This is a genomic window from Paraburkholderia sp. RL17-380-BIE-A (assembly GCF_046028085.1).
Lineage (GTDB): Bacteria > Pseudomonadota > Gammaproteobacteria > Burkholderiales > Burkholderiaceae > Paraburkholderia.
Window position 1 is genome coordinate 400,098 of record NZ_JARESQ010000002.1, and the last position, 26,189, is coordinate 426,286.

Sequence of the window (26,189 nt, forward strand, 5' to 3'; positions counted from 1 at the left end):
AGACATGGCGATCCGCCAGCGTAGTGGCTAGCGTTGATACAATCCAATACCGTTTTTTGTGCCCGACAATACCTTTTTTGCATTGTCATTTCGCGCGAGAGCATCGTGATCGATATCAAGCCGCTGCGCTACTTCGTGACGCTTGCCGAAACGCGCCATTTTGGCCGGGCGGCGGCGCGTCTGAACCTGTCGCAGCCGCCGTTGAGCCGGCAACTGGCGGCGCTGGAGGCGAGCCTCGGCGTCACGCTGGTGGAGCGCAGTCCGCGCAGCGTCACCTTGACCGCCGCGGGCGAGCGTTTTTACGCCGACGCGAAGGCGATCCTCGCCGCCGTGGAGCAAGCCGTCAGCAACGCACAAGCTGCCGCGCAGGGCGATGCGGGCAAGCTCGCTATCGGCTTCACGATGTGCGCGGCCTATAACGTCGTGCCCGGCTATGCGCGGGCTTTTGGCGCGGCATTTCCCGAGGTCGCGCTGCACCTGCGTGAAGTCGTCTCGAACGACCTCGCCGAGCAGGTGCTCGCCGGCCATATCGACGCGGCCATCATGTTCCCGACTATCCCGGACAAGGGGCTCGCCACACGCACGATTCTCAGCGAGCCTTTGTGCGTTGCGCTGTCGCGCAGTCATCCACGATCGCGCGCGCGGCGTCTGAAGATCGCGCAACTGGCGGGCGAGCCGTTCGTGCTCGCGTCCGAGGACGTGGCGCCCACTTTGCGCGCGACGATCGTCGAGCATTGCCGCTCTGGCGGCTTCGAACCCGACATACGCTTCGAAGTGCAGTTGCAGCAAACAGTGCTGAGCCTCGTCGACGAAGGGGTGGGCGTGGCGCTGGTGCCGGCGTCGATGCGCAAGGCGCAACTCGCGGGTGTGGTGTTCCGGCCGCTGGTCGATGCGCCGCTGATCGAACAGGTGTTGGCGTGGTCGCCGGCCAATCGCAATCCGTGTCTGGCGCGCTTTCTCGAACTGGCGTGAACGCGGCGCTTATCGACTCGCGAGCGGGGTTGCCTGGTCCACGGCGTCGTCCGGATAGCGCAGCGCATCGCGTTTGATGAGCCGGCGGCACCAGAAAGTCCAGGCCGTCAGGCCGGCGTAGACGCCGTACCTCAGCACGTTGGAGGCGATGGCCGAGCGCGGGTCGTCTGCCCATTGCCAGACGATCAGACTGCGCAGGAGATTCTCGCCCGTCATGCCGATGCCCCACACGAGCGTCATCAAGCGGATATAGGCGACGAGCGTGGGACGCTCGCGCCAATGCCGCTCGAAGCTCTCGACGCTGCGATGATCCTCGCGCGACATGGTCGAGCGGCCGAGATAAAACACCAACGGCCGCGGCAGCGCGAGCGATATCAGGAATGACACGCCAATCATGCCGGACACCATGGGTTCTTCGATCGCGCGCTGCCGGGCGTTGCTGGCGAGGCCCGCGCCCGTGGCCAGTATGGAAAGCACGATGCCGACCAGCACGATCGCGCTGAGCGCGTCGAAATGGCGATAGCGCAGCAGGTCGAGGCTCATCCACGCGAGCAGCGGCAATGCCGAGGCGGCTAGCGCGCCGAGGTGGCCCCAGTGCGGGAGGGCGAGCCGGTAGGCGAGCCAGGGCAAGGCGACGTTCACGATCAGCGCGGTGAGGTAGCGCAGGCGATGTTTCATCGACAGACCGGTGGTGAGCGGGGCGATGCAGCGCATGCCGTTGTCGATGTGTTTATCGCGTCGACTCGTGTGCGCGGACGTATCGGGGAGTGTATGGCGAAGTCTCTTCTCCTGCCATAGCTTGCGGCGCGCTCGGTCCGGATTTTGGCCACGCCCCTCGCGCGGAAAAAATCTGCGATGATCGAGCGCACTGCCTGCCGAGCCACTTCAACCACGATCCGCTCTTACGCAATGTCTACCCGTCCGACGCTTCTCACTACCTCCCGCCTATCCCTACGCCCGCACACGCGCGACGATTTTCTCGATAGCTTTGCGATGTGGTCCGATCCCGAAGTGATTCGCTACATCGGCGGCAAACCGTTCACGCGCGAAGAGGTCTGGGCGCGTCTGCTGCGCTACGCCGGACACTGGGCGATGCTCGGCTACGGCTATTGGGTCGTGCGGGACAAGCAGAGCGGCCGGTTTCTCGGCGAAGTCGGCTTTGCCGACTACCATCGTGAGATCGAGCCGTCATTGATCGGCACGCCTGAAGTCGGCTGGGCGTTGGATCCGGCCGTACACGGCCACGGCTACGCAACGGAAGCCGTGCTTGCCGCTCTGGAGTGGGCCGATCAGCAGTGGCCCGGCGGCGAAACGGCCTGCATCGTCGCGCCGGAGAATCTGCCGTCGCTGCGCGTTGCTCACAAGTGCGGTTATCGCGAGCAACTTCGCACCACGTACAAAGGCAAACCGACCATCGTGCTGCGTCGCGGCGCACACGAACTCTGAACCGGCGCACGACGCGCGTCGCCGCCGGGTGTGTCGCGCTAGCCGCGTGCCGGCCGGCGCGACACGCGCTTCATTGCGGGTCGTTGCCCGCCGCCTCCCGCTGCTTTGCGATCAGATCCGCGAGCCGTTCAACCTGCTGGCCTTGCGGGTCGAAGTTGCCGGCGTCGAGCCAGCGCGCATAGGCGGAGCGCAGCGCGGGCCATTCGCTGTCGATAACTGAAAACCACGCGGTATCGCGATTGCGTTCGCGATACACGATCGCCTGGCGGAAGATGCCCTCGAACGTAAAACCATAGCGCAATGCCGCCGTGCGCGACGGACCGTTCAGCGAATCGCACTTCCATTCGAAGCGCCGGTAGCCCAGCTTGTCGAACACCTGGGACATCAGCAGGAACATCGCCTCGGTGGCGATGCGCGTGCGCTTCAGACGCGGCGAATACGTGACGTGGCCGACTTCGATCACGCCGTTGGCACGGTCGATCCGCATGAGCGCCAGCGTGCCGACCGCCTTGCCGGTCGCCAGATCGATCACCGCATGGTGCAGCGGATCGGCAGATGCGGCGGCGCGCGTCAGATGCTCGCGATAAGCCGCAAGACTCTCGAATGGACCCACCGTCAGGTAGGTCCAGTCGCTGCCGTCGGTGGCCGAGCGGTACGCCTCGTACAAGTCCTCGGAGTGGCGCTCCACGTCCACCGGCTCGATCCGGCAATAGCGGCCCACCAGCGGCTCGCGGCCGGGCGCCTGAGCGCCGTTCCAGCCCGGCACGGGGGCGCCGATTGGCTGATCGAACGCGTTGCGTCTGGGTTCCATGGATCTTCTCCTGTTCGGTTACGAATGATCGTCGTTGATGAAGAACGATACGGCAAACGTGGTATGTTAAAAAGATCCACGACAAACTCATTTGATAGGTCCAGCAGCGATGATCGAAATCATTGGGCCGCTTGCATCCGCGAGTGATGGCAGAGGAGCGAAGCCGGAACCGCTGCAAAAACAGTTGATCGAGCGCTTGCAGCAGGCGATTCTCGCGGGGCGCTTGCCGGCGGGATCGCTGCTGCCGGCGTCGCGTCTGCTCGCGGAGGAAATGGGGGTGTCGCGCAACACCGTGGTGATCGCGTACGAGCATCTGGCCGCGGTCGGTTACGTGGTCGCCGACAAGCGAGGCACACGCGTGAGCCCGCTCTCCAGCCCGTCCGCGCGCGGCGAGCCGCGCACACACCCTGCCGCGCCGGAGGTGGCCTACGCGGCGCGCGTCGGGCAGTTCGCGGCCACGCTCACCCACACGGACAACACCTTGCCGCTAACGCCGGGCACGCCCGCACTGGACCGGTTTCCGGTGACCGCGTGGCGGCGCGCGCTCGAACGGTCCATGGAGCGCGCGTTGCCGCTTGCGCTCGGCTACGGCACGCCGGCTGGCGAGCCGGCATTGCGCGACGCCATCGCCGCTCACCTGCGCATGGCGCGTGGGGTGCGTTGCGACGGCTCGCAGGTGGTGATCACCGAGGGCGCGCAGGAGGCGCTGAACCTGTGCGTGCGGCTCTTCACCAATCCGGGCGATGTCGCGTGGGTCGAGGATCCCGGTTATCGCGGCGCGAAGGCGGCCTTCAATCAGGGCGACCTGATCACGGTGCCGATCCCGGTCGACTCGGAAGGCATGGCGGCACCCGCCGACGCATGGCGCACCCGGCCGCCCAAGCTGATCTACACGTCGCCGGCGCACCAGTATCCGACGGGTTCGGTGCTCTCGGTGGCGCGCCGTCTGGAACTGATCGCTCAGGCGCGGCAAAGCGGCGCGTGGCTGATCGAAGACGATTACGACGGTGAATTCCGCCACACCGGCGAGCCGATCGCCAGCATGCAAGGGCTGGTCGACGACGCGCCGGTTTTGTACGTGGGCTCGTTCAGCAAGACGATGTTTCCCGCGCTGCGCATCGGCTTCGTGGTGCTGCCGCGCCCGATCGCCGCGCATACCGCCGTCGCGTTGCAGGAGATGCTGCGCGGCGGGCACCGGCTGGAGCAACTGGCGCTCGCACATTTCATTGAGAGCGGCGAGTTCGGGCGGCATCTGGGGCGCATGCGGCGTCTCTATCGCGAGCGACAGCAGGCGTTGCGCGACGCGCTCACCGCGCATTTCGCGCCGTCGCAAATCCTCGGCGGCAATTGCGGCATGCATTTGACGCTGCGCTTGCCGGCGCGCCTAAGCGATCAAACTCTCAGTGAACAAGCGCTTGCGAAAGGGCTCAATCCGCGCGCGCTATCGGGGTTCGCGCTCCAGCCGCGCGCTGAGACGAACGGGTTGGTGATCGGCTATGGCAGCACGCCCGCGGAGCAACTGGCGCCCGCCGTCGGCGTGGTGGCCGGGCTGGCGGCCAAGATGGACGGCAAGCCGAAGCGCCTGTCCAGCGAGGCCTCGAGCGCGAAGCTTCGCGTGTAACTTTTTGAGTTTGTCCACGTGGGCCATGTCGCGCTATCGTGTCGTTTATGCGAGGCGATTTCGATCGGTTTGAAATCGACCGATCGCCCGCAAATCATGCCGCGCGCGCCGCACTGCAACATCGTGTGACAGGCAATGCCTGCAAGGCGGATTGCCTTCAGGGCGTGGGCCGGCCGGGCCGCTGTCGGCCCGGGCATGAAGAATGCCTTTGCTGTGGTTATCTATGACGATTTATCCGACCGGAGACGACATGAAGGAAATCGAACCGACCGCGTGGTTTGAGCTTGCGGCCCACACGCCCGTCCGTGAAGGCTGGTACGAGGTGCAATTGACGAGCGGGGACACGGCTTTCGCGAAGTATGGCGACGGCGTATGGACCGAGAAACCGCTGCTCGTGTTTACGCATTGGCGCGGGCTATCCGCTGATCCATCGAAAGCCGCCGATGGCGAAGCCGAGTCGATCGCCGCCGAGGCCACCGCGGCCCAAGGCGTGCGCGCCGCATGGAATGCGTTCTTCCCCGGACTCGGTGAAGAACAGCACAAACCACTGGACGCCGTGCCCAACGGCAAAGCGCCCCACTGACTGACGCCGGGGCGGCGGCTCGTGAGTTGCCGCCCTGATTCGCCTTACGCGCGTTCGAGCGCTTCGGCAGCCAGTTTGCCGATCTTCATATCGATTTCCGGTGTCTCGCCCGTTTCGAGAATCCACGCTGCGGACAAACCGGACCACGCCAGTATCCATGCCAGCAAGCGGCGCCGCTCGAGGCCCGCCAGTCGCGCGACCCGTTCGACGCGACGCTCGAACCATCCAGGTCGCAACGCCGACGCTTCGTCCGGATTGCAGAAAATGTTCGCGTAGTCGAAACCGCGTTCGCCGTAGAGACCTTTGGGGTCTATAGCGAGCCAGCCGCGTGGGCCGAAATCGAGCACGTTCCCGTGATGGATGTCGCCATGTAACACCACCGGATTTTGCGGAGCCGCGAGCAGCGCTCGGGCGACGGCCGCGCTGTCCTGCAACCAGCTGCCGTGGTTTTGCGCAGCGGACCACAGGCTTTCGAACCAGCGTGGCAAACCGATCAGATCGGGCAGCGGCTTGTTCCGCGGCCTGTGGAGCCGCGCGGCGGTCGCGCAGAGAATGTCGATCGCGCGGTCGTCCGCGTCGCTGTTGCCGGTGCGCGCCATGTCCGCCAGCGCGTGGCTGCTTTGCGCGCGCTCGAGCAGTAGTGCGTCCGCATCGTGGGCGAGTACGCGGGCCGCGCCTTCGCCGTCCCACCACACCATTAACCGCGCGCCGAATTTCTCTTCCGGCTCCTGGGCGACTTTCAGCATTGCCGGTACGCCGTGGTGGCGCACGGGGAGAAGCCGGCTGCTGTGCGTGCGAATCGGCTCGCCGTCCTGCTTTAAGTCCCATTTGACGATGTACTCGGTGAACATCGAACGTCACCTTCCTCGCGCGGCGGCGCGAACTGCTTCGTCGAATATAACGATGTTGCTGTCAGCGGGATACGGGCAGACGGCGAGCACGGTTTCTCCAACGGTTTGATGGTGTTTCATTCTCACCCGAATCGACCCGCAATGGCACGCGCAGCACGCATCGAGCCCCGACGCTACAATCGCTCTCATTCATTCGACGCGGAACCTATGTATGAAAGTCACCCGAGAACCTGTGGCGTTGTCGCGGGCCACGCAATTACTCAATCACGGTCCGGTCACGATCATCACCAGCGCGCACGGCGGCCGCTCGAATGTCATGGCGGCCTCCTGGGCGATGCCGCTCGACTTCAATCCGCCGAAGGTGGTCGTGGTCGTGGATAGCCGCACGCTCACGCGGCAACTGATCGAGGCAAGCGGCGTGTTCGGTCTGCAGTTGCCGAGCGTTGGCTTCGCGGCACAAACGCTGGCGGTGGGTTCGAACGCCGGCACTGAACTCGACAAGTTCTCAGCTTTCGATCTTGAGACATTCCCCGCGCAAGAAATCGACGTGCCGATGCTCGCAGGTTGCATCACGTGGATGGAGTGCAAGGTCATTCCGGACGATAGCCAGCGCCACGACCTGATCATTGGCGAGGTTGTCGCGGCGTATGCGGATAGCCGCGTGTACTCGAATAACCGCTGGCACTTCGGCGACGATCCCGATCTGCGCACCTGTCACTACGTGGCCGGCGGAACGTTCTTTGCGACGGGCGATGCGTTCGAGGTGGACGCGGTGGCGAATGGCGCGGCGCAGTGACGTCGGGGGTTGCGCATATAGACACACCGCTCAAACGTCACCCTCGGCAAATTTCTTGAGCGCATCCCCCGCCAGGCGATACCGCACCCATTCGCTTTGCGCGCTGGCACCGATCGATTCGTAGAAGCCGATCGCCGGTTCGTTCCAGTCGAGCACGCTCCATTCGAAGCGGCCGCAGCCGGTGTCGCAGGCAATGTTTGCGAGGTGACGCAGCATCTGTTTGCCCGCGCCGCTGCCGCGCGATGCCGGCGACACATACAGGTCTTCCAGATAAAGCCCTTGCTTGCCGAGCCAGGTCGAATACGAGAAAAAGTAAACGCAGAAGCCAATTGGCTCACCGTTCATTTCGCAGATCAATGCCTTCGCGCTGGACTCGGCGGAAAACAGGCTCGCTTCGATGTCGTGGACGCTTGCGACGACTTCATGCTCGGCCTTTTCGTACACCGCGAGTTCAGTGATGAAGCGAAGAATCAACGCGGCGTCGGTTGCGTGAGCGGGACGGATATGGATGGTCAAGGTTGGAGGCTCGATGGATCAGTTGAGTTGCAGACCGGCGTGTTGCGAATCGCGCGCCGGTTTCGGATCAGACATACATCGTAGCGTTTAACTTGCTGTTCTGACCAGAGCGCGTCGAGAATGCGATTGACGTAGCGTCGCCGAATCGTTTACTGTCGAGCCATGGCCTTCCACTCGATTCCCTTCGCTGCCGTCACCACCACGACGACCACCTTCACAGGCGGGTCGTCTGGAGGTTGCACGCGCTAGGAGCAGAAGCAGTGGCAAACCACCAAAGGCCCCGCCGGAAACGGACGGGGCCTTTGGCGTTTCTGGACCTCCGTTTGCGGCATCCACCAGCGCTAAGCGATCAAACGGAGCAAGACTGTGAACGACATCGACCACCGTGTATTGGGCAATAAACTCGACCTCTTCCATCAACAGGAAGAAGGCGCCGGCATGGTGTTCTGGCACCCGCGCGGCTGGGAACTGTATCGCGTGCTCGAAGATTATGTGCGTGCCCGCATGCGTCGCGCGGGTTTTCGGGAGATTCGCACGCCGCAATTGCTGGCGCGCTCGCTGTGGGAAAAAAGCGGGCATTGGGAGAAGTTCGGCGCGGCGATGTATTCGTTGGCCGACGCCGAAGAAGGCCGCGCGCTGTCGCTGAAGCCGATGAGCTGTCCCTGTCATGTGCAGGTGTTCAACCAGCGCGTGCGTTCGTATCGCGAGTTGCCGATGCGTTATAGCGAGTTTGGCGCGTGTCACCGCGATGAGCCTTCCGGCTCGCTCGAAGGACTCAAACGTACGCGAGCCTTCGTGCAGGACGATGCGCACGTGTTCTGCATGCCGGTGCATATCGAGGCGGAAGTCGGCCGCTTCTGTTCGCTATTGCGCGCGGTCTATGCGGACCTCGGTTTTCCCGAGTTCAAGGTCGCGCTCGCGACGCGCCCGGCGATGCGTGCGGGCAGCGATGAAACGTGGGATCGGGCGGAAGAGGCGTTGGCGAATGCGGCGCGCGCGGCCGGGTTGGAGTTTGATGTGCTCGAAGGAGAGGGCGCTTTTTACGGACCGAAACTCGAGTTTCATCTGACGGACAGCCGCGCGCGGAGTTGGCAGTGCGGCACGATTCAGCTCGACTTCGTGTTGCCCGAGCGGCTCGATGCCGAGTTCGTCAACGAGCGCAATGAGCGTGAGCGGCCGGTGATGATCCATCATGCCGTGCTCGGCAGCATGGAGCGGTTCATCGCGATGCTGCTCGAACATCATGAGGGATGGTTGCCGGTGTGGCTGGCGCCTGAACAGGTCGTGGTGGCGACGATCAGCGACGCGAATCTGGCTTACGCGCAAGAGGTGACGCGTGCGCTCGACGCTGCCGGTGTCAGAGCGGTGCAGGACAGCCGGCCTGAGCGGTTGGAGAAAAAGATCGTCGATGCACGGGAAAAGCAGGTGCCGATTCTGGTCGTGGTGGGCTCGCGTGATGAGCGTGACGGGACGATCAGCATTCGCATGCGGGATGGACAGCAGTCGACGGTTGCATTGGCCGACGGCGTCGAGCATTTGCGGTTGGCAGCGTTGCCGCCTTCGGTGCCTCTAGTGATCTGACGCCGCGGTGGCTGAAGGGCGCATTGAATGAGGCCCTTCAGCCTTTCAATCTGGCGCAACGCTCGAACGCAAAGCTATCGCAGTTCGCCAAACAACCGCCCCCAACTCATCAACGGCTTCGTATCCACATCCACCAATCTCAACGCCTTCCACACCACTGTCGCCACCGTGTCGTACGCGGGAATATCCGTCGCCATCTCGAACGCGCGCACCAGATGCGCTGCATGCAGATTCGTGCAGAAGGTCGTCACCGCGTCTGGTCTCGCGAACGCGGCCTCGCGCATCATGATCGCGAGTTGTGTGTCGGGCACTTCGGCAAAGCTGAAATTATCCTGTAGCCCCAAATGCCGCTCCGCCACGCATTTAATACCGAGCGTCTCGTAGTTACGCACGATCCGCTGCTGAACGTCATCGGTATAAGGCGACACCAGACCGAACCGCCTTACCCCAGTTTTCTCGAAGATTTCGTTGAGCGCCAGCACCGAGGTGGTCGCGGGAATACCGGTCGCCTCGGTGATCTGCCTGCATAGCGCCTGATCGCGCTGGAACCCCAGCCAACCCGCCGACGTGCCGCTCCAGCCGATCACGTCCACCCGCGCATCGGCGAGTTGACGCGCGGCGGCCAGAATCCGGCTCGCGTCGAATTGACCGAGCGCCGCCTCGGATAACGCGATCTCCGTCACCGTGAAGCGGGCGAAGTGCGCGCTGACGTGCGGCAGTTCGCTCAGCATCGCAGCGGTAATCGGCTCTAGCGCCGTGTTCGACGACGGCGTGAGCATGCCGAGCCGGATTCGTTTGCTTTGCATCCTGAAGCGTCCCCTGTCCTTTAGTCAGCGAGCAACAGTTTCACCCCCTCGGCGGCTTCGTAACGAAGTTCGTCGAGATCGAGACCCGGAATCACGCCGTTATCCACCACCACGCGGCCGTTCACCACGTTATAGCGAACGCGCGCCGGTTCGCCCGCCGTCACCGGCGCCACCGCGACATCGTGAAAGCCGTTGAAACGCAGATCGCTAATGTCGTACAGCACGAAGTCCGCCGCCTTGCCCACTTCGAGCGTGCCGACCGCATCGAGACCGAGCACGCCGGCCCCGCCCGCGCTGCCCCAATGGATCGTCTCTTCGACGGTGGTCGCCGACGCGCCCTGCGCCGCACGATGCACGAGCCACGCGAAATGCGCTTCGTTGGTCATGCTGCCGGATTCGTTCGACGCCACGCCATCCACCGCGAGCGACATCGGCACGCCGGCGGCCGCCATTTGCGGCGCCGGCGCGATGCCGCTGCCTAAGCGCGCATTACTGACCGGACAATGCGAGCAACCGCTGCCCGTTTCGGCGAGCATGGCGATTTCGCTGGCTTGCAGATGCACGAGGTGCGCGAACCAGACGTCCGGTCCAAGCCACTCGTGATCGGCGACGAACTCGACCGGCAGCTGGTTGAAACGCTCCTTGCAGAAATCGACATAACGGGTCGTTTCGGACAGATGCGTATGCATCCGCAGACCCATCCGCCGAGCCGCGCGCGCGACTTCGGGCAGGAGTTCGGGCGGCAGGGAGAACGTCGGCGTGGTGGGCGCGACGACCACGCGGCGCATCGAGGCCGCGCCGCTGTCGTGATAGCGCGACTTCAAACGTTCGATGTCGGCCAGCATCTGATCGAGCGTCTCGGGCTTCAGTGCGACTTTCGAAAAGCCCGGATGATCGCCGGCCGCCTGCAAGGCGCCGCCCCGGCACAACACGAAGCGCATGCCGAACGAAGCCGCTTCGTCGAATAGCAGATCACCGGTTTCGGTGCTGCCGTCGGCGTGATAGAGATAGTGATGATCCGCGCAAGTCGTCACGCCGGAAAGCAGCAGTTCGGCGAGACCCAGACGCGCCGCGACACGCGCGAGGTCCGGCGTAAACCGCGCAAGCCGCGGATAGGGCACGGCGGCCAGCCAGTCCTGCAAGTCCGCATTGATACCGGAAGGCACGGCCTTCAGCAGATTCTGGAACAGATGGTGGTGCGTATTCACCCAGCCCGGATAGACGACGCAAGACCGCGCGTCGATCACGCGCTCGTCGGCGCGCGGTTCAAGGTTCGGGGCGATGGCTTCGATACGGCCGTTGCGAATGCGCAGATCGACCTGACCGAGCCGCGCGCGCTCGCCGCTCATTCCGCTCATCACCGCAACAGGGTTCTTGATCAGCAACGCTTCAGTTTGCATGCTCACGATTCAATGTCCTTTCAGTTACTGCGAAGCGGCCGGCGATCCACACAGGCGTGCCGGCCGCGCTCGTCATGCCGCGTCCGTTATTCGCGGACCATGTTGTGCGCCGGCACGAGGTCTTCTTCATGCGCGCCGTTGAGCACCGCGTTCAGCACCACGGAAACCAGGCACGCCAGCACCACACCGCTATGCAGGAACGGCTGCGTCCAGTCGGGCATATGCTTGAATACTTGCGGCGCCATCACTGGAATCAACGCGGTGGCGATCGTAAAGCCGACGATCAGCACGTTGTAGCGATTGCGCTCGAAGTCCACCTTCGCCAGCGTCTGCACACCGGCCGCGACCACGACGCCGAACATCGCGATGCCTGCGCCGCCGAGCGCCGCCGAAGGCGTCGAAGCCACCACCGCGCCGATCTTCGGCACCAGCGCCACCACGCACATCAGGACACCGCTGATCGCCACCACCCAGCGGCTGCGCACGCCCGTCAGAATCACGAGCCCGACGTTCTCCATGAAAGCGATGAACGGAAACGCCGCGAACATGCCGGCAATCGCGCTGGCCAGCCCGTTGGCGCGCATGCCGCGCACCACGTCTTCCTCGCTCACGTCCTTATCGACAATGTCGCCGATCGCGACAAAGAGGCCCATGGATTCGACCATCTGCACGACCATGACGACGATCATCGTCAGCACCGGCACCAGCGAAAACACGGGCGTGCCGAAGTGAAACGGCAGCGGCAAGGTGAACCACGGCGCTTGTGCCACGCTCGCGAAATTGCCCATGCCGAGCGAACACGCCAGAATGCCGCCCGCCACCAGGCCGATGAGCACCGACAGGTTGCGCAGGAACGCATTGGCAAATCGGTTGATCGCGAGAATGACCAATGCGACGAACAGCGTGACGCTCAGGAAGGGCAGGGCGCCAAACTGGTGTTGCGCGGCCTCGCCGCCACCGGCCCACTGATACGCGACGGGAAACAGTTGCAAGCCGATCACGGTTACGATGCAGCCGGTCACGACGGGTGGAAAGAACCTTCGTAAGCGCCCGACCAGCGGCGCGGCGAACATCGTGAAGAGACCCGCGCCAATCACCGCGCCACATACGCCGGCGAAGCCGACGCCCGGACTTGTGCCGATCGCGATCACCGGCCCGACGCTGCTGAATGCGACGCCTTGCAGAATCGGCAGACGCACACCGAACTTCCAGAAGCCGACGGTCTGCAGGATCGTCGAAATACCCGAGCAAAACAGTGCCGTGCTGATGAGCACGGTGGTGTCGGCCGGCGACATCTTCAGTGCCGACGCGACGATCAGTGGAACAGCGATCGCGCCGATGTAAGCCACTAGCATGTGCTGCAAACCGAGCGTGATCATCTGGCGCTTCGGCAGAATCCGATCGACGGGGTGTATGGCGGTGTTCATGACGTGTCTCCTATGTCGACCGGAATTAACGCTTCAGCGCTTACTCCGGTCGCATGCAAGGTACTTGCATTTTGTTTTCGATCGGAACGCGCCGCACGGGCCTCGCCGTGCGGCATCACTTCGCGCGCCGACCGGGTCTCCCGTCAGGCCGCAACCGGCACGGCAAGACAGGCATGGAAGCGGTCGGTCAGCGCGGCGCGATCGAGATCGCGTCCGATGAAAACAATGCGGCACGAGCGCGGTTCACTACCCCACACTTGCGCCGCGCGCAATTCGATGACGTTGTGCACGCCCTGCAACACATAGCGATGCGACTGGCCTTGCACGGCGAGAATGCCCTTCATGCGGAACAGGTTCGCCGCGTCCGAGTCGCGCAGTTCCGCGAGCCACGCTTGTAGTGCGTGGAGGTCGATATCCGCGTCGACTTCGATCCCGACGGAGGACACGCTTTCGTCGTGTTGATGGTCGGCGTGATCGTCGCCGAGATGAGCGTGATCGTGCTCATGTTCGTGGTCGTGATTGGCTTGATGTTCTTCGTGGCCGTGCGCGTGTTCTCCCTCGTGCAAGCCATCGGTTTCGACGAGAATCTGCGAGAACTCGTTCGCGCCCACGCCGAGAATCCTGTCGAGGTCGATCCGCGCATAGCTCGATTCCACGATCTCTGCGGTGGCATTGAGCCCGCGAATACGCTGCGTGAGCGACGCGATATCGTCCGGCCCGACCAGATCGACTTTGTTGATGACGATGCGGTCCGCACACACAATCTGATCGACCGCCTGGTTGTCGCTACCGTCCAGCACCAGATCGTCCAGATGCGCCGCGATATGCTTCGCGTCCACCATCGTGACGACGGCGTCGAGCGTGACCTGCTTCGCAATCGGATCGTCGAGGAAGAACGTCTGCGCCACCGGATACGGATCGGCGAGACCGCTCGTCTCCACAATGATGTGATCGAGCCGGTCCGGCCTTTCCACCAGCATGCGTACGATCCGCACCAGATCCTCGCGCACCGCGCCGACGCAGCAGACGCAGCCGTTGGTCATTTCGTAGATCTCTTCGGTCGATTCGAGCACGAGGCCACCATCGATGCCGATCTCGCCGAACTCGTTTTCGATCACCGCGATCTTGCGGCCGTGCTTCTCACGCAGGATGTAGTTGAGCAGCGTCGTTTTGCCGGCGCCAAGAAACCCGGTCAGCACCGTGACGGGGATTTTCTCGATTTCATTGTGGGTGGTGTGAATGTGATTCATGGCTCGTCTCCGTTTCTTCGTTCGTACTGCGGTTCGGCTATCAGGCGATTTGCGGTGCGGGTATTTCCACGTCTCGCCAGCGTTTGACGGTGCCCGCTTCGAGACCGAACAGATCGAGCACGCGGCCTAGCGTGTGATCGATCATCTGGTCGAGTGAAGCCGGGCGCGCGTAAAACGCCGGCACGGGTGGCGCGACGATCGCGCCCATTTCGGTTACGGCAATCATGTTGCGCAGATGCGCCAACGTGTATGGCGTTTCGCGCGCCAGTAGCACCAGCGGGCGGCGTTCTTTCAACGTGACATCGGCGGCGCGTGAAATCAGGCTCGACGACATGCCGCTGGCAATTTCAGCAAGCGTCTTCATCGAACAGGGCGCGACGATCATGCCCAGCGAGCGGAATGAGCCGCTCGAAATGGCCGCGGCCATGTCGTCGCAACGGTAGGTGGCGCTGGCGAGCGCGCTGACTTCGGCGAACTTGTAGTCGGTCTCGTGCGTCATCGTGAGCAGCGCGCTGCGCGAGACGGTCAGATGCGTTTCGATATCGAGTTGACGCAGCAGTTGCAGCAGGCGCACGCCATACGTAAAGCCGGAAGCGCCGCTGATGCCGACTACGAGTCGCCGCGCGCTCATCGCTGTGCTCCGGCGGCGCGGGTCAGAATGTCCACGGCCTGTTGCGAAGCACGTTCGCAAATCCGTGCGCGGATGCCGTCGAAATGCGCGCCGCGTGTCGCGTCGATTCCCATACGCGACGTGGTGCCCGCCGCGGACGACGAAGGATCGAGCGGACTGCCTGGCAAGCCGTCGACGATAAACACGTCCTCGTGCGGCTGAAAGTGCGTGGCGATCGCCCACAAGACCTGCGAGTCGTTGGTGATGTCGATGTCGCTGTCCACCGCCACGACGTTCTTCAGATACGGGTCCCAGCCGAGGAGCGCAAGCATGATCTGGCGCGCTTCGCCGTCTCGCGTCTGATTCAGCGCGACATAGCAGTGAAAATGCGTGCCGGAGTTGGGATAGTGCAAGGCGGTGACCGACGGGAAACGCGCCTTCAGCTTCTCGCTCATTTCCGCTTCGCGCGGCAAACGGGCTAACGTCAAATGTTCCGCGCAGGGACCGCCGACCACATCGACGAGCCACGCATCGTGACGGCGCATCATCGTGTCGACGCGTAGCACGTTGTTGGTCGAGCGGTCCGATGAATAACCGGTGAACTCGCCGAACGGGCCTTCTTCGGCGTGCGCGGAAGGATCGATCGTGCCTTCCAGCACGAACTCCGCGGAAGCGGGCACGCCGATGCCGTAGCGCGGCGTGCGCACCAGTTCCAACGGAGCACCGAATAGACCGCCTGCAATTGAGCGCTCGTCTGTGCCGAACGGTACGCGTGCGGCTGCGGCCAGCATGAAGAGCGGATGCGCGCCGATCACCATCGCGACTTTCAACGTGTCGCCGCGCGCTTGCGCGGTTTGCAGCATGCGCCAGAGATGGCCGCGCGAATGCAGGCTGGTGGCCAACGCGTTCTTCGCGTGCCGCATGGAGCGGTGATAGCTGAGGTTCGCGACGCCCGTGACCGGATCTTCGGCGACGATCACCGCATTGGTGATATACGGGCCGCGGTCGGTATCGAAGTGGCGGATCATCGGCAACTGCGCGAGATCGACGGCGTCGCCTTCTATCACCTGGTCCAGCACGGGACCGTTCGCCACGTACACGGGCGCGATGGGTGCATTGGCGCGTCGTTGATACGCTTCGAAGAGGCCGGACGCATCGACATCGAACAGGCGTCCAATGCGTGTGCGTGAAGCGAAAAAGTTGGTGACGAGAGGTGTCGCGATGCCGTCGACCTTCTCGCAGATCAGCATGGGATGCTGGCCGCGCGCGGCGAGTTCCGCGACGACTGCTGTGACATCCTGGTCCGCGGACAGCGGCTGAGTCAGCGTCAATACATCGTCCGAATAGTGCTCGCGATACGCCTGCGCGAAGCGATGAAAATCCTGTGTAGCGCGGAAGAGGTTATCCGCCATAGTGAACTCCGTCGAAAGCGATAACGAAAGCGGACCGCTGGTTGAGTCGAAACGCGTGAGACGAAAGAAGCAGGCGCGGCGCTAACCGCGCCTGCTTTCAAACCATCGGGCAGTCAGCGTTAAGCCGGCTGCGTCACATCATTCACGTACGTCGCCTTCAAACGCTTTTCCGCTTCGGCGAGATCCTTCGGCGGCTTGGTCGGCTCGATTCCGACCAGACGGGCGATGTTGTTGCCCATGTAGTCTTCGAGGCCGTCCTCATCCAGATTCATGCCTTGCGGTGCGGGACCGCACAGCATTTCGAGTTCGCGCAACCACATGCCCGGCTCGTTCGGCGGCGAATCCGTGCCGAACACGATCTTGTTGCGCGGCAGCTCGCGAGCGAATTCGACGATGCGCGACTGATAGCACCAGCCCGATTCGCAGTACACGTTCGGCGTGTCCATCGCCATCCAGAAGGCTTCGAACGAATAGTTGCCGCCCGTCTGAATCCCGAAGTGACCGATGATGAAATTCACCATCGGGAATTCGCGGATGATCGGATAGAACTGCGTGGGGATCGTGTACGGTCCGTCGCCGGTGTGGATCAGCACGACCACGCCGAGCTCCGCGCACTTCTTCATCGCGGGACGCAACCAGTCGAGCGCGCGATCCGGCCGGTAGCCGTGCATGTTCGCGTGCAGCTTGAGCATCTTGAAGCCGTATTCCTTCACGTGGAATTCGAGCTCGGCCGCGCCGTTTTCCGGGCCCCAGCGCGGGTTGTACGTAAAGTTGCCGATAAAACGATCCGGGTACTTCTGCGTCAATTCGGCGATATATGACATGTAGTCGCGAATGCCTTCGCGGCCGCGTCGATTGCCGTCGCGATAGCCGGTGTTGCCGGGCGGCGGCTGAATGAAGCCCATGTCGATCCGGCGCGGCTTGCCGTTGATGATGTAGGGACCGTCCATCATCTTCAGCAGGCGTTCGCCGGTGAACGGCTCGCCGGTGTGGCGCCACGCTTCGTCGACGAGGTTCGTGGGGTGCAGATGGGTATCGATGATCATCAGCGGGCTCCTGCGTAGTGGGCCTCGCCCGCGTGTTTCTTCGCGGTGCCGGCATGGTGTTTCAGATAGGCTTGCGCTTCTTCGACGCTCCTCGGCGGCGCGCTCGGCTCAAGGCCGATCATGCGGGCGAGGTTGTTGCCGAGATAATCCTCGAGCGTGTCTTCGTCGAGATTCAGGCCTTGCGGCGGTTCGTGGCACAACACTTCGAGCAAACGCAGCCACATGCCCGGCTCGTTCGGCGGCGTGTCGGAACCGTAGAGAATCTTGTGCGTGGGCAGCACCTTCGCGAATTCGACGATGCGCGATTGCAGGCACCAGCTCGATTCGCAATACACGTTCGGTGTATCGAGCGCCATCTGATACGGCTCGAAGCAATACACGCCGCCCGTCTGCACACCGAAGTGCGCCATGATGAAATTCACCGACGGGAATTCGCGAATCAGCGGATACCATTCACTCGGAATGCTGTACGGGCCGTCGCCGGTGTGCAGCTTCACGAGCAGGCCGAGGTCTGCGCATTTACGCAACGCGGGGCGCAGCCAGTCGAGCGCGCGGTCGGGGCGATACGCATGCATGTTGGCCTGCAACTGCACCATCTTGAAGCCGTGTTCCTTCGCATAGAACTCGATCGCCTCGGCGCCGTTCTCCGGACCACAACGCGGGTTGTAGACGAAGCAGCCGAGCAGACGGTCCGGGTACTTCTGGACGCATTCCACGGTGTACGCCATGTAGTCGTCGATCGACTCGCGGCCCGAGCGTTCGCCGTCGGTCCACGTATAGATGGTGTTGCCTTGCGGCGGCTGAATGAACGCCTTGTCGATGCGGCGAGGCTTACCGTTGATGATGTAGGGGCCGTCCATCACCTCGATCAGACGCTCGCCGGAAAATGGCTCGCCGTCATGGCGCCACGCGAGGTCGACCAGGTTGGTCGGGTAACAGCTAGTGTCGATGATCATGTACTCGATCTCCTTGAGAGGAACTGGTGTATCCAGTTGCCGGATCGCGGGCAGGCGCATCGATGGACTCAGCCCGTTGGGCTTGCCCATGCGGCCCTTTGCAAGACGCAGTGTTTGTGCGCCTTCCCCTCGCCGGCATCGAGTGTCACACTGATGTGCACTGCTGCTTGCGATGCAGTCTCACAAGATAAAAACGCTCTGTACAATATTTTTTAACCACGATCTTGATACGTTTGCGATATGGACATCCGGCTGTTGCGTTACTTCGCGGTGCTTGCCGACGAACTGCATTTCGGCCGGGCAGCCGCGCGGCTGCACATTTCCCAGCCGCCGCTGAGCCAGCAGATTCGCATCCTCGAAGAGGAGATGGGCACCGCGTTGTTCACGCGCTCGCAGCACCGTGTCGAACTCACCGAGGCAGGGAAAACACTTAAAGAACAGGTGCCGTTGATCTTCGCGCAGTTCGAACGCGCGATCGATCTGACGCGCTGCGCGGGGCGCGGCGAAGTGGGGAGTCTCGAGATCGGCATCATCAGCTCGGCGATGGTCGAGCCGATTCCGCGCGCTCTACGGGTATTCGCGCAGAAGCATCCGCAAGTGCGGTGGACGCTGCATGAGATGACGCCGGCCGCGCAGATTCTCGCGTTGAAGGAGCGCCGGCTCGATGTGTGTTTCTTCCGCGTCTCGCATGAGGATCCGGAGATTCGCAGCGAAGTGGTGATGCGCGAATCTGCGGTGATTGCGCTGCCGTTGGGGCATGCGCTGGCCTCGCGTGAAGAGATTGCGTTGCGCGAGTTGGAGAGCGAGCGCTTCGTGTCGTTCGGGCTGCGGCAGTCGCAATTGGCGCGGTTTCTACAGGACTGTTGCGTCGAGGCGGGGTTTACACCGCGAATCGATCAGGAAGTGGTCGAGGTGCATACGCTGTTGTGCCTCGTGCGGGAAGGGCTGGGCGTGGCCTTGCTGCCTTCTTCCGCGCGACAATTGTCGACGGGTGGTGTCGCGTTTGTGCCGGTGGCGGCGCCGCGTCCCGAGGTGTCGCTGTATGCGCGTTATCGCGCGGAGACGCCTTCGCCGGTGCTGTCGCTCTTTCTCGATACTGTGCGGGAAGTGGCGGCTAGCGTGTGCTGACCGTTTTTGCTACCAGGTCGCGTATCACGTCGATCAGCGGCGCCACGCGCTCGGCTTTCTCGCGCGGCCATACCGCGTAGAGGTTGTAGTGCGTGGGAATTTCCACCTGCGTGAGTTCGATCAGATTGCCGTTGCGTTGCGCGTCGGCGGCGAGCAGGCCGCGCGCCAAACCCGCGCCCACGCCTGCACTCGCGGCGGCGATCAAGCCGGCGGCGTTGTCGAAGACCGCTACCGCATCGGGCTCGACTTCGGGCAGACCCGCGGCGGCGAGCCAGGGAATCCACGAACGCTTCGTATAGCCGAGCAACGGCAATTCCAGCAGCTGCTCCGGCGTGAGCGGCACGGTAAGCCCGCGTTCCTCCAGCAGCGATGGCGAGCCCACGGCCGTTAGACGGTCGCCGCAGATTAGCGTGTTTTCGAAGCCGTCCCATTCGCCATATCCGTACCGCAACGCAATATCCACACGCTCGAACGCGCTGCGGTCATGGCGCGGCGTGGACAACACCGTGAGGGATGTGCCGCTCAACGCGCCGAGCAAGACCGGCAAGCGCGCGACCAGCCAGCTTTGCGCGAGTTCGGGATCGACGTCGAGCGTGATCGACTGTTTGACCGGGCGTTCTTTCACCGACGACAACGCGCGATCGATCTGCTCGAAGCCATCGGCCAACTGATTGGCGAACAGCACACCGGCATCCGTCAGCACCACGCGGCCGCTTTCGCGCACAAAAAGTGGCTGGCCGACGAATTCTTCGAGCGTGCGGATCTGCTGGCTGATCGCGCTATGCGTGAGCGACAACTGCCGCGCCGCGCTCGAAAAACTGCCGAGGCGCGCTGCCAGCAGGAAGGCCTGCATCGACTGGATGGACGGATAGCGCTTCAACATGGTGTTAGCCGGACTTACGGGTGATGGAAGAAATCGTCGCTGGCGTTGTGCTTTACGGCTTTCAATAATGGCCGCAAGCACGCGGTCTTTCACGCTCTCGTTCATGCATGCGCCGCGCTGCACAACACCATTCAGGAGACAGCGCATGATCGATATCGTGGTCAACGATACGCGGCACTCGCTCGACAATGTACCGGAAGACATGCCCCTGTTGTGGGTGTTGCGCGACCGGCTCAAATTGACCGGCACCAAATTCGGCTGCGGCGGCGGCTTTTGCGGTGCGTGTACGGTGCATCTGGAAGGCGAGGCGGTTCGCTCGTGTTTGCTGCCGATAGCCGCGGTGACGGGCAAGCGCATCACGACGATCGAAGGATTGTCGAAGGACGGCCGGCATCCGCTGCAACTCGCGTGGGTCGCCGAGGATGTACCGCAATGCGGCTACTGCCAGTCCGGTCAATTGATGCAGGCGGCCTCGTTTCTCAAGGACAAGCCGACCGTCAACGACGAAACCATCACGGCGGCGATGTCGGGCAACATCTGTCGATGCGGCACGTACTCGCGGATTCGCAAGGCGATCAAGCGGGCGGCTTCGGGTGATACGGCGCTGGCGGCGGTAGAGATGCCTGCTTGCGCGTCCGCCTGCTCGCTTCATGCTACGAACGAGGAGGCTTGAATGCGCAACGACAAAGACGCGCTGACCAGCGCTCGCGGCGCCGCGCGCCGTCGCTTCATCAAGCAGAGTTCGGCGCTGTTGGCCTCGGGGCTTGCGATCGGCTTCCAGTTGCCTGAAGCGTTCGCCAACGGTAATAGCCCAAGCGGCGACCCCAAACCGCAAGCCGGCGAATTCGAACCGAATGCATGGGTGCGCGTACTGCCGGACGATACGATCAAGCTCGTCGTCCATAAACACGACTCCGGCACGGGAACGCGTACCGCGCTCGCTGCGCTGGTTGCGGAAGAGCTGGACGTCGATCCGTTTCGCGTGGATGTGATTACGCCGGAGAATCCGTTTTACGGCGATTACATTCATCCGTTGTGGAAGGTGTTTTCGACGGGCGGGAGTACGAGCGTCTCGCTGGAATACGACCGCTTGCGACGTGCAGGCGCGACAGCGCGGGCGATGTTGATCGCTGCCGCGGCAATGCAATGGAATGTGGCGCCATCGGCATGTTCGACGGAAAACGGCTTCGTAATCGACAAGGCTGGCGGCAAGCGTGCGGACTATGGCTCGCTGGCGCAGGTCGCCGCGCGATTGCCCGCGCCTAAAGACGTCGTGTTGAAAGACCCGTCGCAGTTCAAATATATCGGCAAATTGCAGAAGAAACGCGGCGCGGCGGAGAAGGCGAGAGGCGCGTTTCCGTACAGCATCGACGTGTCGTTGCCGGGCATGCTGGTCGCGGTCGTCACGCGTGCGCCGGTGATCGATGCGCGCGTGCGCAGCGTGGATGCCAAAGCCGCGCTGGCCGTGCCCGGTGTGCGGCAGGTCGTGCAGATTCCTGGGAGGCCGGACATTCTCGGCGGCAATCAGGCGGGCGTGGCCGTATTGGCTGATGACTACTGGTCGGCGCATAAGGGGCAGGTCGCGCTGCATGTGGAGTGGGAAGACAGTCCGCTTGAAACTTTCGATAGCAGCACGCTTGCCGCGTGTCAGGCGGCGTGGCTCGACGATCCTGCGGCAAGGGTGGTGCCGACCATTCAGAGCGGCGATGTGAAGGCTGCGTGGCCGCATGGTGCGCGGGTGATCGAGGCTGCTTATTCGATGCCTTATAAGGCGCAGAATCCGCTCGAACCGATCAACGTCACTGCGTGGGCGAAGGATGGAGGGATCGAGTATTGGGGTGGTCTGCAGGTGCCTTCGACGGTGCAGGAGGCGGCCGAGGTGATCGGCGGTATTCCGTCGGATCGTGTGGTGCTGCATGAGCTGGTTTCAGGCGGAAGCTTTGGGTCGCGTGAATCGAAGTACTGGCTTTTTGAAGTGACGTGGCTTGCGTTGAAGGTTGGGCAGCCGGTCAAGCTGATGAACAGCCGCGAGGACGAAATGCGCGCGCTTTACTATCACTCGGCGAGCTATCACCGGGCGAGGGCCGTGCTCGATGCGCGCGGCAATCTGGCGACACTGCAATTGCGCGCGGTCATGCCTGCTTCGCCGGAACAATGGGAGCCGGGGTACTTCGATCGGCCGGATCGGATGGATTACAGCACGACCGAAGCGATCAGCAAGTATGAGTTCGCTTATGGCGCGCCGCATGTGGATATCGGTTGGGTGCGGCATGAGACGGGGGTGCCGACCGGGTGGTATCGGGCGGTGAGTTATATCCCGAATGTGTTCGCGGTCGAGTCGTTCATGGATGAGGCGGCGCATGCGGGGCATCAGGACCCGGTCGAGTTTCGGCTCGCGCATATGAAGGATCTGAGGCATCAGGCTGTTTTGCGTGAGGCGGCGAAACGGGCCGGGTGGGGAAAGGCGTTGCCTGCCGGGACTGCTTTGGGTGTGGCGACGAATCAGGCGTATAGCAGTTATGTGGCGGTCGTGGCGCGGGTGGCTCGCAAGGGCGATGGGGTTGTAGTCGAGAAGCTCACCTGTGTCGCGGATTGTGGGTTGGCTGTCTCGCCTGGTGGTGTAGAGGAACAGCTTTATGGTGGATTGATGTGGGGGCTCGGGCATGCGACAGCGGATCGCATTGATATTCGGCATGGGCAGATTCAGCAGAAGAACTTCGATAGTTATCGGGTCATGCGGATGAGTGATATGCCCGAGGTCGACGTTCTGATTGTGCAGGGGAATACGTCGAAACCGGGTGGCGTGGGGGAGTTGTCGAGTCCTTCGGTGGCGCCGGCGGTTGCTAATGCGGTGTTCAGGCTAACGGGGAATCGGTTGCGCGATACGCCGTTTGAGTTGGAGAAAGTGGGCCGGAAGGCGTAGGCTTGAGGCGGGGTTGCGCGATTCGATCTGGCTATTGCATCGACCGGTTGAATCCGCGACCGATTAAGCCGCTGTTAGAATGGCTGCCCTTTCCTTGGGAGCTGCACATGTCTTGGTTCATCTATGAAGTGCCCGAATACAACGAAGATGCGGCACGTATCGAACCCTTCAGCGACCTGCGTAGCCGTGTCGTGAAACTCAGTGGTCAGGCCATGGCTGACGAGCTGGAAAGCGTCCGCGAGAATGCTGCGGTGACGGCGGACACGCCGGCTCGGCCGCTGCGCGCTGCGGAAAATCCGCACGTGTTTCCGATCCCTTATGCCGATTCTATGATTCTGGTGGGGTTTATCTTCGAACTGAAGCGCGATGGTAGGCAGTTGGTGGTGTCGCCTGTGGAAATGCCTTGGTTGAAAGAGGCGTAAGGAAGAGGGGCAATGCATCGCATAGTCACGCGATTTGCTGAACCCATTGACTCCGCCAACTCGGCGCTTCAAATGGATCGGAAAAATACTGCGTCTCGTGAATAACCTTGCCGTTGCAGAACTCCATAATGCTGACCGTGTACGCCAGCCGCCCGTTATAGTTGATGGCGTATTCCGTTATCCATAGATTGCCTTCCCCTTGAATGCGCCTGACATCGAAACCTGCTGGCTTGCCTGGATGATGACTCCGCAGTGCCTGCAAATTCGTTCGCCCGAGGATTCGCTCGCCTGACTGCGGATAGTCACAGATGGCATCGTCATCGTAAATATCGTGTTCCGCGTCGAGATCGCCGGCCGCCGACGCTTGCCAGTGCGCATTCAGTGCCTCACGTATTGTCTCGTCCTGCATGGCGTGCCTCCGGATAACGTCTACGTTCAACAGTTACGTGCGTCGAGGAATAACCCCCGTCGTCGCGGCAATGCGGGTTTTTTCAGCGACGAGTTGGTCATCATTGGTCGCCACCAGCCAAAGACGTGCGTGCTCCGCGATCTGGCGGTTGTGGTCCTTCAACGGGCCCATCGCCGCAGCGGCTTTCCAGACCACCGATCCGATTCGGCTTTGCCTCCCAGACGGCGCACCTACGAGCAGGCAGTAAGGTCCCAGCGGAAGCGATACAAACGGAAGTGCCGGACTGGCGCGCACACGCCAGTCGATGAACGGCGCCTCGTTGATCAGCAGCGGCGTGGGCAAGCCGTAAAGCACGCTGAAATCGTATAGCGCCAGTTGTTCTGGCATGCCAGCGTACATACGCCTGATGTCGTCGACAACCGCTGCGCGAATCTCGTCGTCGAACATGGGTTCTTGCGCGTAGCGGCCAAATGCTTCTCGAGCCTGTGATTGATAGGCGCTGAACAGGCCGAGTTCGACGCAGTCCTGCACGGCGCGTTGAACCTCGGCGACAGAACCTGCTTCCTCTGGCGTGCCCAATTGCGCGGCTCGCAGAAAGCGGGCGAGTCCCGCTTCCTGGATCGCGGGACCATCTTTGGACACGTCGTCTTGAGCGTCCTTGCCGAGGGGTACGTAGGTGTATTTCTCGGCTGCGAAATGCGATTTCTTGCCTTCATCAAACTTGATCTCGGCATCCGCGTAGTCAAGATAGCGAGTGCCGATCCGTCCATGCTCCCAAATCCAATTTTTCAGGAACGGGCGGAGTGGATGCGGTTTGTCGTGGTCGGGCATGGGGACCTCCAAGTGTCCTAGTATAGTTCCAAGTAGGAAGCGGGTCTGCGGAGGGCGAGGCGACGGTTCAAACCGACGGAGTGGCTCGTTCTATCAAGCCAGGCGGATGCCCCGCTGGCCTGGCAGCGACCGGCGCCACGGGCCGGCAGCAGCAATGCAAAATGCTTTTTGCCGCAGCCGCACATAGCTTTCGCTAGAATCTGTTTCACGTACAAATATTCATCTATAACCGGAGACAAACGTGCCAGGCTTACTTCCCGATGTCGACCGCGAGGGGCTCCTCGAATATTCAGTCGTTTACACCGACCGATCAATCAATCATATGTCGCAGCTCTTTCAAGGAGTGATGCGCGATATTTCCGATTCTCTGAAGAAGGTCTACAACGCGAACTCGGTCGTTGTTGTACCTGGCAGTGGGACGTTTGGCATGGAAGCCGTCGCCCGGCAGTTCGCAACGAACAGGAAGTGTCTTGTCATCCGGAATGGCTGGTTCAGTTTCCGCTGGACGCAGATTTTCGACATGGGCGGCATTCCGTCTGAATCGATCGTGCTGAAGGCGCGCCCGGTCGAAGAACGGAGACAGGCTGCCTATGCACCGCCACCTATCGAAGACGTGGTCGCCGCAATCAGGGAACACAAGCCGGATCTGGTCTTTGCGCCGCATGTCGAAACCGCATCCGGGATCATGCTGCCGGACGCTTATTTGCGCGCGGTGGCCGACGCTGTGCATGCCGTCGACGGCATGTTCGTACTGGATTGCATTGCCTCCGGTACGGTCTGGGTCGACATGAAGGCGAGCGGCGTTGACGTCCTGATCAGCGCACCGCAAAAGGGATGGAGCGCGTCACCGTGCTGCGGTCTGGTCATGCTGAGTGAGCTTGCCCGCGAAAGAATCAACGGGACGACGAGTACCAGTTTCGCTTGTGACCTTCGCAAGTGGCTGCAGATCATGGAAGCCTACGAGAACGGTGGGTTCGCGTATCACGCGACGATGCCTACGGACGGTCTCGCGACGTTGCGTGACGTTATGAAGGAGACCGAGGCTTACGGCTTCGATAAAGTGAGAGCGGAGCAGCTTGAGCTTGGGAAGCGTGTTCGGTCACTTCTTGCGGATAAGGGGTTTAGAAGCGTGGCGGCTGAAGGGTTTGAGGCACCGGGCGTTGTCGTCAGCTACACCGACGATGATGGAATTCGATCGGGTAAGAAGTTTGCCGATGCGGGTTTGCAGATTGCGGCTGGCGTTCCGCTTCAATGCGACGAGCCTGAGGATTTTAAGACCTTCCGCATTGGATTGTTTGGGTTGGACAAGCTGCATGACGTCGAAGCTGCGGTAGCGAGGCTTGCGAAGGCGTTGGATAGTATTGTTTAAAGCGATTTTTCTTTTTTGCGGCGTACGTGCGTATCGCTCGTCATCGCAACCACGTCGGCAGGAGGAACTGCGAAGCTTGGTGGTGATCCTAATACGCATTGTTCGGCCAATGCCGACATTGAAACGTGCTAGATCCGGCG

General features: G+C 62.2%; 26 protein-coding genes. 11 read left to right on the plus strand and 15 right to left on the minus strand.

The annotated features are described in order from the left end of the window. Nucleotides 1–105 precede the first annotated feature (105 nt). The gene (locus P0D68_RS04575) at nt 106–972 is read left to right on the plus strand and encodes a LysR family transcriptional regulator (protein ID WP_091805636.1); all 867 of its coding nucleotides are present in this window, start codon (nt 106–108) and stop codon (nt 970–972) included. A 9-nt stretch (nt 973–981) separates the two neighbouring features. Here P0D68_RS04575 and P0D68_RS04580 read toward each other — a convergent pair whose 3' ends face one another. Then, complete coding sequence (locus tag P0D68_RS04580) at nt 982–1,650, minus strand: VC0807 family protein (protein ID WP_408295214.1); 669 nt, start codon at nt 1,648–1,650, stop codon at nt 982–984. Between the two features lie 231 nt (nt 1,651–1,881). On the opposite strand from P0D68_RS04580, the gene P0D68_RS04585 reads away from it, so the two are divergent. After that, nucleotides 1,882–2,418 carry a GNAT family N-acetyltransferase gene (locus tag P0D68_RS04585; RefSeq protein WP_408294914.1) on the plus strand — a complete coding sequence of 179 codons (537 nt, stop codon included), beginning with the start codon at nt 1,882–1,884 and terminating at the stop codon, nt 2,416–2,418. A gap of 70 nt (nt 2,419–2,488) precedes the next feature. Here P0D68_RS04585 and P0D68_RS04590 read toward each other — a convergent pair whose 3' ends face one another. Next, nucleotides 2,489–3,229 carry a GNAT family N-acetyltransferase gene (locus P0D68_RS04590; RefSeq protein ID WP_408294917.1) on the minus strand — a complete coding sequence of 247 codons (741 nt, stop codon included), beginning with the start codon at nt 3,227–3,229 and terminating at the stop codon, nt 2,489–2,491. A gap of 109 nt (nt 3,230–3,338) precedes the next feature. Here P0D68_RS04590 and pdxR point away from each other — a divergent pair, with 109 nt between their 5' ends. Together pdxR and P0D68_RS04600 are read left to right on the plus strand one after the other, a co-directional pair. Then, nucleotides 3,339–4,850, plus strand: coding sequence for a MocR-like pyridoxine biosynthesis transcription factor PdxR (gene pdxR / locus P0D68_RS04595; protein WP_408294919.1), 1,512 nt, complete (start codon nt 3,339–3,341; stop codon nt 4,848–4,850). 250 nt (nt 4,851–5,100) lie between these two features. After that, nucleotides 5,101–5,433, plus strand: a complete 333-nt coding sequence (locus tag P0D68_RS04600) for a hypothetical protein (RefSeq protein WP_091809052.1) — start codon at nt 5,101–5,103, stop codon at nt 5,431–5,433. Nucleotides 5,434–5,477: 44 nt separating this feature from the next. On the opposite strand, the gene P0D68_RS04605 is transcribed toward P0D68_RS04600, so the two are convergent. After that, entirely contained in the window at nt 5,478–6,284 is an 807-nt protein-coding gene (locus P0D68_RS04605; RefSeq protein WP_408294922.1) for an aminoglycoside phosphotransferase family protein, read from the minus strand. A gap of 211 nt (nt 6,285–6,495) precedes the next feature. Here P0D68_RS04605 and P0D68_RS04610 point away from each other — a divergent pair, with 211 nt between their 5' ends. After that, complete coding sequence (locus P0D68_RS04610; RefSeq protein WP_091805650.1) at nt 6,496–7,080, plus strand: flavin reductase family protein; 585 nt, start codon at nt 6,496–6,498, stop codon at nt 7,078–7,080. 30 nt (nt 7,081–7,110) lie between these two features. On the opposite strand, the gene P0D68_RS04615 is transcribed toward P0D68_RS04610, so the two are convergent. Further along, a complete protein-coding gene (locus P0D68_RS04615; RefSeq protein WP_408185888.1) occupies nt 7,111–7,596 on the minus strand; it encodes a GNAT family N-acetyltransferase in 486 nt (161 codons plus the stop codon). A 366-nt stretch (nt 7,597–7,962) separates the two neighbouring features. On the opposite strand from P0D68_RS04615, the gene thrS reads away from it, so the two are divergent. After that, nucleotides 7,963–9,177, plus strand: a complete 1,215-nt coding sequence (gene thrS, locus P0D68_RS04620; protein WP_408294927.1) for a threonine--tRNA ligase — start codon at nt 7,963–7,965, stop codon at nt 9,175–9,177. Nucleotides 9,178–9,251: 74 nt separating this feature from the next. On the opposite strand, the gene P0D68_RS04625 is transcribed toward thrS, so the two are convergent. The 8 genes from P0D68_RS04625 to P0D68_RS04660 all read right to left on the minus strand — a co-directional run bounded on the left by P0D68_RS04625 (nt 9,252) and on the right by P0D68_RS04660 (nt 18,084). Further along, entirely contained in the window at nt 9,252–9,983 is a 732-nt protein-coding gene (locus P0D68_RS04625) for a maleate cis-trans isomerase family protein (protein ID WP_408294930.1), read from the minus strand. Between the two features lie 20 nt (nt 9,984–10,003). Further along, complete coding sequence (locus P0D68_RS04630; protein ID WP_408295217.1) at nt 10,004–11,383, minus strand: isoxanthopterin deaminase; 1,380 nt, start codon at nt 11,381–11,383, stop codon at nt 10,004–10,006. An 86-nt stretch (nt 11,384–11,469) separates the two neighbouring features. Then, complete coding sequence (locus tag P0D68_RS04635) at nt 11,470–12,810, minus strand: nucleobase:cation symporter-2 family protein (protein ID WP_408294933.1); 1,341 nt, start codon at nt 12,808–12,810, stop codon at nt 11,470–11,472. Between the two features lie 143 nt (nt 12,811–12,953). Next, complete coding sequence (locus tag P0D68_RS04640) at nt 12,954–14,060, minus strand: CobW family GTP-binding protein (RefSeq protein ID WP_408294935.1); 1,107 nt, start codon at nt 14,058–14,060, stop codon at nt 12,954–12,956. A gap of 40 nt (nt 14,061–14,100) precedes the next feature. Next, a complete protein-coding gene (locus P0D68_RS04645; RefSeq protein WP_408294938.1) occupies nt 14,101–14,691 on the minus strand; it encodes a UbiX family flavin prenyltransferase in 591 nt (196 codons plus the stop codon). Further along, complete coding sequence (locus P0D68_RS04650; protein ID WP_408294941.1) at nt 14,688–16,082, minus strand: UbiD family decarboxylase; 1,395 nt, start codon at nt 16,080–16,082, stop codon at nt 14,688–14,690. Before P0D68_RS04650 ends, P0D68_RS04645 begins: the two co-directional genes overlap by 4 nt. 119 nt (nt 16,083–16,201) lie before the next feature. Further along, nucleotides 16,202–17,128, minus strand: a complete 927-nt coding sequence (locus tag P0D68_RS04655) for an amidohydrolase family protein (RefSeq protein WP_012428924.1) — start codon at nt 17,126–17,128, stop codon at nt 16,202–16,204. Next, nucleotides 17,128–18,084, minus strand: coding sequence for an amidohydrolase family protein (locus tag P0D68_RS04660; protein ID WP_408185894.1), 957 nt, complete (start codon nt 18,082–18,084; stop codon nt 17,128–17,130). Before P0D68_RS04660 ends, P0D68_RS04655 begins: the two co-directional genes overlap by 1 nt. Before the next feature lie 240 nt (nt 18,085–18,324). On the opposite strand from P0D68_RS04660, the gene P0D68_RS04665 reads away from it, so the two are divergent. Further along, on the plus strand, nt 18,325–19,212 hold the full coding sequence (locus P0D68_RS04665; RefSeq protein WP_408185895.1) for a LysR substrate-binding domain-containing protein: 888 nt from the start codon (nt 18,325–18,327) through the stop codon (nt 19,210–19,212). On the opposite strand, the gene P0D68_RS04670 is transcribed toward P0D68_RS04665, so the two are convergent. Further along, nucleotides 19,199–20,095, minus strand: a complete 897-nt coding sequence (locus P0D68_RS04670) for a LysR substrate-binding domain-containing protein (protein WP_408294944.1) — start codon at nt 20,093–20,095, stop codon at nt 19,199–19,201. The genes P0D68_RS04665 and P0D68_RS04670 overlap by 14 nt on opposite strands. 145 nt (nt 20,096–20,240) lie before the next feature. Between P0D68_RS04670 and P0D68_RS04675 the strand changes: the two genes are divergently transcribed. The 3 genes from P0D68_RS04675 (at nt 20,241) to P0D68_RS04685 (ending at nt 23,440) form a co-directional block, all read left to right on the plus strand. Continuing rightward, nucleotides 20,241–20,768 carry a (2Fe-2S)-binding protein gene (locus P0D68_RS04675; RefSeq protein WP_408294947.1) on the plus strand — a complete coding sequence of 176 codons (528 nt, stop codon included), beginning with the start codon at nt 20,241–20,243 and terminating at the stop codon, nt 20,766–20,768. Further along, complete coding sequence (locus P0D68_RS04680) at nt 20,769–23,018, plus strand: xanthine dehydrogenase family protein molybdopterin-binding subunit (protein WP_408294950.1); 2,250 nt, start codon at nt 20,769–20,771, stop codon at nt 23,016–23,018. Nucleotides 23,019–23,125: 107 nt separating this feature from the next. After that, a complete protein-coding gene (locus P0D68_RS04685; protein ID WP_408185899.1) occupies nt 23,126–23,440 on the plus strand; it encodes a helicase in 315 nt (104 codons plus the stop codon). Nucleotides 23,441–23,465: 25 nt separating this feature from the next. Here the strand turns inward: P0D68_RS04685 and P0D68_RS04690 are convergent, their stop codons facing one another. Both P0D68_RS04690 and P0D68_RS04695 read right to left on the minus strand, forming a co-directional pair. After that, on the minus strand, nt 23,466–23,849 hold the full coding sequence (locus P0D68_RS04690; RefSeq protein ID WP_091805700.1) for a nuclear transport factor 2-like protein: 384 nt from the start codon (nt 23,847–23,849) through the stop codon (nt 23,466–23,468). Nucleotides 23,850–23,882: 33 nt separating this feature from the next. Further along, nucleotides 23,883–24,680 carry a hypothetical protein gene (locus P0D68_RS04695; protein WP_408294954.1) on the minus strand — a complete coding sequence of 266 codons (798 nt, stop codon included), beginning with the start codon at nt 24,678–24,680 and terminating at the stop codon, nt 23,883–23,885. A gap of 241 nt (nt 24,681–24,921) precedes the next feature. Here P0D68_RS04695 and P0D68_RS04700 point away from each other — a divergent pair, with 241 nt between their 5' ends. Further along, nucleotides 24,922–26,049 carry an aminotransferase class V-fold PLP-dependent enzyme gene (locus P0D68_RS04700; RefSeq protein ID WP_408294957.1) on the plus strand — a complete coding sequence of 376 codons (1,128 nt, stop codon included), beginning with the start codon at nt 24,922–24,924 and terminating at the stop codon, nt 26,047–26,049. The last annotated feature ends 140 nt before the right edge of the window (nt 26,050–26,189 follow it).

Coding starts and splice junctions, on each gene's coding strand:
- P0D68_RS04580 (WP_408295214.1), bottom strand. CDS start 1,650: ATGAAACATCGCCTGCGCTACCTCACCGCGCTGATCGTGAACGTCGCC.
- P0D68_RS04585 (WP_408294914.1), top strand. CDS start 1,882: ATGTCTACCCGTCCGACGCTTCTCACTACCTCCCGCCTATCCCTACGC.
- P0D68_RS04590 (WP_408294917.1), bottom strand. CDS start 3,229: ATGGAACCCAGACGCAACGCGTTCGATCAGCCAATCGGCGCCCCCGTG.
- pdxR (WP_408294919.1), top strand. CDS start 3,339: ATGATCGAAATCATTGGGCCGCTTGCATCCGCGAGTGATGGCAGAGGA.
- P0D68_RS04600 (WP_091809052.1), top strand. CDS start 5,101: ATGAAGGAAATCGAACCGACCGCGTGGTTTGAGCTTGCGGCCCACACG.
- P0D68_RS04605 (WP_408294922.1), bottom strand. CDS start 6,284: ATGTTCACCGAGTACATCGTCAAATGGGACTTAAAGCAGGACGGCGAG.
- P0D68_RS04610 (WP_091805650.1), top strand. CDS start 6,496: ATGAAAGTCACCCGAGAACCTGTGGCGTTGTCGCGGGCCACGCAATTA.
- P0D68_RS04625 (WP_408294930.1), bottom strand. CDS start 9,983: ATGCAAAGCAAACGAATCCGGCTCGGCATGCTCACGCCGTCGTCGAAC.
- P0D68_RS04630 (WP_408295217.1), bottom strand. CDS start 11,383: ATGCAAACTGAAGCGTTGCTGATCAAGAACCCTGTTGCGGTGATGAGC.
- P0D68_RS04635 (WP_408294933.1), bottom strand. CDS start 12,810: ATGAACACCGCCATACACCCCGTCGATCGGATTCTGCCGAAGCGCCAG.
- P0D68_RS04640 (WP_408294935.1), bottom strand. CDS start 14,060: ATGAATCACATTCACACCACCCACAATGAAATCGAGAAAATCCCCGTC.
- P0D68_RS04645 (WP_408294938.1), bottom strand. CDS start 14,691: ATGAGCGCGCGGCGACTCGTAGTCGGCATCAGCGGCGCTTCCGGCTTT.
- P0D68_RS04650 (WP_408294941.1), bottom strand. CDS start 16,082: ATGGCGGATAACCTCTTCCGCGCTACACAGGATTTTCATCGCTTCGCG.
- P0D68_RS04655 (WP_012428924.1), bottom strand. CDS start 17,128: ATGATCATCGATACCCATCTGCACCCCACGAACCTCGTCGACGAAGCG.
- P0D68_RS04660 (WP_408185894.1), bottom strand. CDS start 18,084: ATGATCATCGACACTAGCTGTTACCCGACCAACCTGGTCGACCTCGCG.
- P0D68_RS04665 (WP_408185895.1), top strand. CDS start 18,325: ATGGACATCCGGCTGTTGCGTTACTTCGCGGTGCTTGCCGACGAACTG.
- P0D68_RS04670 (WP_408294944.1), bottom strand. CDS start 20,095: ATGTTGAAGCGCTATCCGTCCATCCAGTCGATGCAGGCCTTCCTGCTG.
- P0D68_RS04675 (WP_408294947.1), top strand. CDS start 20,241: ATGATCGATATCGTGGTCAACGATACGCGGCACTCGCTCGACAATGTA.
- P0D68_RS04680 (WP_408294950.1), top strand. CDS start 20,769: ATGCGCAACGACAAAGACGCGCTGACCAGCGCTCGCGGCGCCGCGCGC.
- P0D68_RS04685 (WP_408185899.1), top strand. CDS start 23,126: ATGTCTTGGTTCATCTATGAAGTGCCCGAATACAACGAAGATGCGGCA.
- P0D68_RS04690 (WP_091805700.1), bottom strand. CDS start 23,849: ATGCAGGACGAGACAATACGTGAGGCACTGAATGCGCACTGGCAAGCG.
- P0D68_RS04695 (WP_408294954.1), bottom strand. CDS start 24,680: ATGCCCGACCACGACAAACCGCATCCACTCCGCCCGTTCCTGAAAAAT.